General features: G+C 32.9%; 5 protein-coding genes and 1 pseudogene. 2 read left to right on the forward strand and 4 right to left on the reverse strand.

All coding sequences use genetic code 11. The annotated features are described in order from the left end of the window. From PWP28_RS13730 to PWP28_RS13745, 4 genes and pseudogenes are all read right to left on the reverse strand, one after another. Positions 1–274: pseudogene (locus PWP28_RS13730) on the reverse strand (flagellar hook-associated protein 3); the annotation flags it as partial. A gap of 42 nt (positions 275–316) precedes the next feature. Then, positions 317–2,716 carry a flagellar hook-associated protein FlgK gene (gene flgK / locus PWP28_RS13735; RefSeq protein ID WP_245857226.1) on the reverse strand — a complete coding sequence of 800 codons (2,400 nt, stop codon included), beginning with the start codon at positions 2,714–2,716 and terminating at the stop codon, positions 317–319. A gap of 10 nt (positions 2,717–2,726) precedes the next feature. Next, positions 2,727–3,233 (reverse strand): hypothetical protein, encoded by a 507-nt coding sequence (locus tag PWP28_RS13740; protein ID WP_103079475.1) that lies wholly within the window; start codon positions 3,231–3,233, stop codon positions 2,727–2,729. Positions 3,234–3,238: 5 nt separating this feature from the next. Further along, positions 3,239–3,508 carry a flagellar biosynthesis anti-sigma factor FlgM gene (locus PWP28_RS13745; protein WP_103079476.1) on the reverse strand — a complete coding sequence of 90 codons (270 nt, stop codon included), beginning with the start codon at positions 3,506–3,508 and terminating at the stop codon, positions 3,239–3,241. Between the two features lie 258 nt (positions 3,509–3,766). On the opposite strand from PWP28_RS13745, the gene PWP28_RS13750 reads away from it, so the two are divergent. Continuing rightward, positions 3,767–4,417 carry a peroxiredoxin gene (locus tag PWP28_RS13750; protein ID WP_103079477.1) on the forward strand — a complete coding sequence of 217 codons (651 nt, stop codon included), beginning with the start codon at positions 3,767–3,769 and terminating at the stop codon, positions 4,415–4,417. Between the two features lie 118 nt (positions 4,418–4,535). Next, positions 4,536–5,103 (forward strand): aminopeptidase P family N-terminal domain-containing protein (locus PWP28_RS13755; protein WP_308645012.1); only part of this gene is annotated, 568 nt, incomplete at its 3' end.

The following is a 5,103-nucleotide window of genomic DNA, read 5'->3' on the forward strand; positions in this document are numbered from 1 at the left end:
CTTTAATTCTAAGGTATATTGAGCTCACTTCCTGTAATGCTGTATCATACATATTCACATAATTTTGGGCTGTTTCCACATTAGTTTTATAACGTTCAATTTCCCTCAAACGACTATCTAAATTTGAAATTCTTGTCGCCACAGACGCGTTGTCTGATGGGTATCGAACTTTCTTTCCTGAAGTTAATTGAGAATTTAAATCACTGTATTTCCTTAAAACATCTTGAATATCGTTAAGTGTCCTACTACTAAGAAGATTTTCAGTGATTCTCATGTTTTTACCTCCTCACCGATCAAACAAGTACTGTTTACTCTATTATACAACACCCAAGTTGTTAATGACTGTCTCCATCATTTGATTGACCGCTGTGATAACCCTTGCAGAAGCATTAAAAGCTTGCTGATATTTCACAAGGTTAGTCATTTCCTCGTCTATAGAAACACCCATCACTCTTTCTTTTTCAAGGCTGATCTCACTATTCAACATTTCACTGTTTAACCTCATTTTATCCGCCGTTTCTCCCTTAACTCCTATATCTGTAACTATATTTCCCAAAAAGTTTGAAAAACCAACCCTTCCATTATCTAATACTGAATTATCATACATCTTAGATATTTCATCCCATACTTCAACGTTTCCCGCCCCGGTTGGAGAATAATTAGTATCATAATAATAACCCAAGTCGGTTGCAAGTAAAGATGGATTCTCTTTTAAATTAGACGATACGGTAATTTGATTGACTATTCCTAATTCTTTATCTATTCTCAAAAGATCAGCTTCAGAAAACTTTTCATCTATTTGTTCTGGACTTGTATCTGGAGATATCAGAGTAACTATGTTATCAGTACCATCTTCGATAAATCCTAAAGCTTTGAATAATTTTTCAGGGCCTTTTATAGTAACGTTCTGTAAGTCAAAATTAATTAGATTTCCGGCTCTCAACACAAATGAACCTTGTGGAGTAACAGAAGCAGTAACCCCCGTGTTTGTGGCGTTGATATTGTCGGCCAAGTCATAAACAGTGTCTTTAAGAGGGTTGATCTCGATTTTTATTCCATTTATACTCATTTCTATTTTTTCATTGGAACCTAATAAATTATTCAAAGTAGGTTGTGAAGTATCTAACGCATCCAATGTAACTTTTTGTGCTTCCATTTGTGAAAGAGAGCCGTCTATGTCGTTCAATACGATGGTATCCAAGTCTGCATCTGGAATTTTAGTCGTGGGGAGTATGTATATAAATCCATCAATTTCTTCTGCTTTCAAATAACCTCCAGAACCGCTGTTTATATTTGATACTAAATCTGCAGCATTAGAAAAATTTATATTATAATTAGCACCGGACATTTCAAATTCAAGGTTACCAGGTATAACTTTTGCAGAATCTATTTTGTATGCATCAATTTCTTTAGTTGAAAAACCATATTCCCTGAGAAAATCTCCTTTTATATCAACTAGTAATTTGTCTTGAAAGCCAGAAGGATCATCAAAATAAATAGCATTATTTGTTGAATCATATTTTATTAAGGTATTATCGGCATATTTAGAAGGAGAAGTTGCAGAATAATCTACTGAGTAAAGATCGAAATTATTTAAATCAATCGAAGGATCACTATAAAAACTATTATGACTCGTGACGTATTGAATTGTGTCTGGATGAAATACGTCTGAATTTCCTGCTATCCTGAAAAGTCTTGAATCTTCAAAACCTCTTTGGGTACTTATATCACTGAAAAAGTTGGCTCCTGTTATAGTTCCTGTTGAATCCCACCCCTCTTTATAGATAAGATTAGTTGTATCAACTAAATATAAACCTAACTCATCGAGTTGCTGCTGATAAGAAGGGATGATTTCATCCCTCAATTCAAAAAGGGCTGACATTTTCCCATCGTTAAAAGTCAATGGATTATTACCTACATAGGGGTAATATTCATCGTTTGTTTCGGCAATGGTTAAGGATTTTATCTCTTGATAACTACTTCCATTTAAAACTACCTTATCTCCCATACTCAAAGAGATTTGACCGTTTGAATGATTTGTTATCCTTATATTGGAAAGTTCTGAAAGTTTATCCAATAATCTGTCTCTTTCATCAAGCAAATCATTAGGAGAACCACTTATTGAGCTCGATGTTAATATCTTTTGATTTAAATCTGCAATCCTTTTCAAATAACCGTTTATTTCATCTATTCTGATTTTTATTTCACTGTTTATATCACTATTTAATTCTTCTAACCTATAATTAAGATCTTTCATGGTGGTTATTAATTCTTCCGCTCGAGATACAACCTGAGTTTTAGCAGCTTCGTTTGATGGATCAGTCTTCAACTCCTCGATCGATGCCCAGTAAGAATCATACATATTCCTCAAACCCGTTTCACCGGGCTCGCCAAATAATTGTTCAATATAATGCACATTAGAATATATATTTTCCCAATAATTCAAACGAGAAGAAGTTTCTCGAAATTGCAAATCTAAAAATTCGTCCCTCACTCGTTGAATATCGCTTACTGTCGAACCAGTCCCAAAAGATAAAGCTGCTCCCCCACTCCCTATCGTTGTTAAATTGATAGGATTGGTAGTTACAATAACAGGACTCTGCCTAGAAAAGCCCTGAGTATTAGAATTAGAGATATTATGGGCGACAACGCTCATCGCAATTTTATTGGTATAAACTCCTAGCAAACCAGTGTTCAATAGGCCATTCAAAGTCATTGCGCACACGCTAACCCCTCCAACTTCTTGAAGTCAAGTCTTTTTTCATACTACTACCCTTCTGAGAGTAAGTTTTGCTGTTCGTAATCGATTCAGGGTTCAAAATTTGATAAATAAAATTGTTTAGATTAGATTGAAATGAAATAATATTACTTAAAAGATCGATTTCACCCACTAACTCCTTTAAATTCTTAACAAGCTCTGAAAAAAGAAGAGCAATTTCATAATCATTCTTTGAAAAATAATTAATAATCGATTCTAATTTGTTTTCTATATTTTTTTCTAAACATAGCGTGGATATTAACCGAGATCTTGAACCCTCTAATTTCTTAAAATTGCTTGTTATTTTTTCAATCGTCAAAAGGGTTGAATTAATCTCTTCGACAGTTGCTTTTTTTACCAAGCTTTCCCTAAGGTTATAAAAAGATTTTTTTAATTCTATTAAACTAATGTTCTCTTCCTTTAATACTTTTTTTATCGCTTCTAAATTATTATTATTATTATTAATGCTGGTCACCCACTTTATTCAAACATTTTATTTACAATTTGATCTACATTGACATTATAAGAACCATTTTCAATAGATTCCTTCAGTTTCGATACAAGCTCTTGTCGAATTTCTGGTATCTTATTTGATATTTCTATATACTTCTTCGATTCTCCTGTAATCCTATTTGCACTTTCTAGGTTTTTTGATTTTACCTGTTTCTTAAAAAAATCCTTATCAAGCTTTTCTTGATTTATTTTATCTAAATTATTACCATCAGCAGGATTGATATTATTGATATCCATAATTTAGTCCCTCCTTTCGACAATTTGAACTTCATATTTATTATCGTCCACAATTATTATATCATTAGAAATTTATCGGAGAACTATATTTTCCATTGCATTTTGTATCCTTTTAGTAATAATAAAGGAATATAAAATTAAAAATTTTATTCAATTTTTTACTTGACTTTCCTATTTTTTAGGTATATAATTTTTTAGACACACCTAAAAAATAGATATTTCAAAAATAAAAAATTAGCAAATAGGAGGTAGGTAAATATGGAAGGAAGAATTCCTTTAATTGGAGAAAAGTTTCCTGAAATGAAAGTATTAACAACGGACGGTGCAAAAGAACTACCAAAAGATTACAAAGGAAAATGGTTGGTGCTTTTCAGCCACCCAGGGGATTTTACACCCGTTTGTACAACAGAATTTGTTGAATTTGCAAAAAAGCATGAAGATTTCAAAAAGATAAACACAGAACTTTTAGGACTTTCTGTTGATGCCGTTCATTCACATATCAAATGGATGGAGTGGATCAAAGATAACCTTGGTGTGGAAATTACTTTCCCAATAATAGCTGATACAATGGGAAGAGTAGCCTCAAGATTGGGAATGGTAGACCCGGAAAAAGGTTCGGCAACTGTTAGGGCAGTTTTCATTTTAGATCCTGAAGGAACCATTAGACTGATCATGTACTATCCTTCTGAAGTAGGAAGATACATCGATGAAATATACAGAGCGGTAAGAGCTTTACAATTGTCAGACAAAAACAAGGTAGTAACCCCAGCCAATTGGCCTGACAATTCAATATTTGGAAGTAAAGTAATAATTCCCCCAGCATCAACTTATTCCGAAGCAATGAAGAGGAAAACATCAGACGAAGAAGGATACGATTGGTGGTTAAAGGTTAAGGAAGTTAAAGAATAATATTAACCCCAGCAAGTAGGAAGTAGAGAAGTTATTATCTACTTCCTACTTTTTTATGATATAATTGTAATATAAATTGGATGAAATTAGACACTATTCATGGGAGGCGCATTGAACATTGCGTAAAGATAGGATAGAAAAACTTCTCAATAAAATGGCAAAAAATAATATTTATCAAGCAATAATATCCTCACCAGCTTCTCTTTACTATTTTTTGAATGAGTGGTTTGAACCTGGAGAAAGGTTGTTGGTATTATTCGTAAATACTTCTGGCGAAGTTAAATTGCTAGTTAACGAATTGTTCCCGGTAAATACCGTTGAAGAAGAAAATTTGATCAAATATTCTGATTCTGAAGATCCCATTAAGATGTTATCTTCTATTATTGAAAAAGATAAATCCCTTGGCATAGATGGAAGTTGGGAAGCAGGTTTTCTTTTAGGTTTAATGGAAATTACTAAAGATTTATCTTTAAAACCGCTCTCTCCAATAATTAGTGAATTAAGGATGGTAAAAGATGCTGATGAAATAGCGTTAATGAAGTCTTCCTCTTTATTAAATGACACATCTATGGAAAAGATTATAGACCTAGTATCAGAGATGCTTCCAGAAAAATACTTAGCCAAAGCCATCAAAAATATCTTCGAAAGAGAAGGAGCCGATGGTGTTTCTTTTGAACCTATAGTAG

This window comes from Oceanotoga sp., from assembly GCF_030445905.1.
GTDB classification, from domain to species: Bacteria; Thermotogota; Thermotogae; order Petrotogales; family Petrotogaceae; genus Oceanotoga; species Oceanotoga teriensis.